The sequence below is a fragment of the Albidovulum sp. genome, assembly GCF_049646345.1.
GTDB lineage: Bacteria > Pseudomonadota > Alphaproteobacteria > Rhodobacterales > Rhodobacteraceae > Albidovulum.
The window spans coordinates 1-2,098 of sequence record NZ_JBARVQ010000705.1; the positions used below are offsets into that span (position 1 = coordinate 1).

Below are 2,098 nucleotides of genomic sequence, written 5' to 3' on the forward strand. Positions count from 1 at the left end.
GGAGTCGGCCCGCTCGCCTCGGCGAAGGCGGCGCGCTGGATGCGCTCCAACGTGCCCGGCATTCACATCCCCGACGCGGTGATCGAGCGGATGGAGAAGACGGCGAAGCCGGCGGCGGAAGGCAAGCGGATCTGCGTCGAACTGATCCAGCAGATCCGCGAGATCAAGGGCGTGGCCGGCGTCCATGTCATGGCCTACAGGCGCGAACATCAGGTGTCCGAGATCATTCTGGACTCCGGTGTTTTGTCTGACCGCAAACCGCAGCGACGGGGAGCGGAGCGCCGGGAACGCCCGGAGTAGCAGGGGGCGTTATTCAAAGACGTATCCGAACCCTTCGGACCCGCCTGTCACGGTCACGCGGGTCAGGTTGCGCCCGTCCAGCTTGTGGTTCAGCACCTGACGGCTGAGGTCCGGCAGAAGCGTATTCGTCAGGATCGCGTCGATCATCCGCCCGCCTGACTCGATCTCGGTGCAGCGCGCCTTGATCAGGTCCATGAGGCCTTCGCCGATCACCAGTTCCGCATCGTGGCCTTCCAGCAGCCGCTTCGCAATGCCGCGCATCTTGTGACCAGCGATAGCCTCGATCATCGCGTCCGAGAGAGGATAGTAGGGGATCGTGACCACCCGTCCCAGCAATGCCGCCGGGAAGGTCTGCAAGAGCGGCGCGCGCAGCGATGCCGTCAGCTCGTCCAGTTTGGCCTTGGTCTTGCCCTCCTCGGTCATCACCATGATCTCATCGGTGCCGACATTCGAGGTCAGCAGGATCAGCGTGTTCTTGAAGTCGATCCGTCGCCCTTCGCTATCATCCATCATCCCCTTGTCGAAGACTTGAAAGAAAATCTCGTGCACATCCGGATGCGCCTTTTCGACCTCGTCGAGCAGGATCACCGAATAGGGCCTGCGCCGCACCGCCTCGGTCAGAATGCCGCCCTTGCCGTAGCCAACGTAGCCCGGCGGCGCGCCTTTCAGGGTGGACACCGTATGCGCCTCCTGAAACTCGCTCATATTGATCGAGATGAGGTTCTGTTCGCCGCCATAAAGCGCCTCGGCCAGCGCCAGGGCGGTCTCGGTCTTGCCGACGCCCGAGGGGCCGCAGAGCATGAAGACACCGATCGGTTTTTCCGGCGCACCAAGGCCAGCGTAAGAGGTTTGGATGCGGTTCGCGATCATCTCCATCGCGTGATCCTGCCCGACAACGCGGTCCGAGAGCGTCCCGGCCAGCGCCAGCGCCCGTTCGGTCTGGCTGGCCAGCATCCGCCCCGTCGGGATGCCGGTCCAGTCCTGCACGACCGAAGCCACAGCATTGCGGTCAACCGAAGGCAGGATCAGCGGGCGTTCGCCCTGCGCCACGGCCAGATCCGCCATCTTGGCGCGCAACTCGGTCAGGATCTTGTCGCGTTCCTCGGGGCTGAGGGCTGCCGGAGGGACTACGGCTGGCGCGTCGTCCGTTATCTCCTCCTCCGGTGGCAGGTCGCCCGCCGTTCCGGTCTCATCGATCTCGACACCAGAGCGGCGAAGCTGGGCGCGCAGATCAAGGATCGCCTCCACCAGCGCCTTCTCGGCCTCCCAGCGTTCGGTCGCCGCGGTGAGTTCCGTTTCCGTGACAGCCAAAGCCGCATCGACGTCGGACTGACGGTCCGCCACGTCGATGCCGATGGCTTCCTCGCGTTCGATGATGCCCGCCTCGATCTCCAGCGCCTGTTTGCGGCGCTCTATATCCTCGACCTCGGCCGGGGTCGCATGTTGGCTGACGGCGACGCGGGCGCAGGACGTATCCAGAAGGCTGATCGCCTTGTCAGGCAACTGCCGCGACGGGATGTAGCGATGCGACAAAGCCACCGCCGCCTCAATCGCCTCATCGAGAATTTCGACCTTGTGGTGTTTTTCCAGCACTGCCGCGACACCCCGGCACATGCGGATGGCGGCCTCTTCGGAAGGTTCCTCGACCTTGATCACCTGAAAGCGGCGGGTGAGTGCCGGGTCCTTCTCGATATGCTCCTTGTATTCGGCCCATGTCGTTGCGGCGACCGTCCGGAGTTCTCCCCGCGCCAGCGCCGGTTTCAGCAGGTTTGCCGCATCGCCCGTGCCCGCTGCCCCG

General features: G+C 64.4%; 1 protein-coding gene and 1 pseudogene. One reads left to right on the forward strand and one right to left on the reverse strand.

Annotation, left to right across the window (positions count from 1 at the left end; all coding sequences use genetic code 11):
* Positions 1 to 300 (forward strand): annotated as a pseudogene (locus WBB85_RS18375) (hypothetical protein); the annotation flags it as partial.
* 9 nt (positions 301 to 309) lie between these two features.
* On the opposite strand, the gene WBB85_RS18380 reads toward WBB85_RS18375, so the two are convergent.
* A partial coding sequence (locus tag WBB85_RS18380; RefSeq protein ID WP_432640043.1) for an AAA family ATPase occupies positions 310 to 2,098 on the reverse strand: 1,789 nt, incomplete at its 5' end.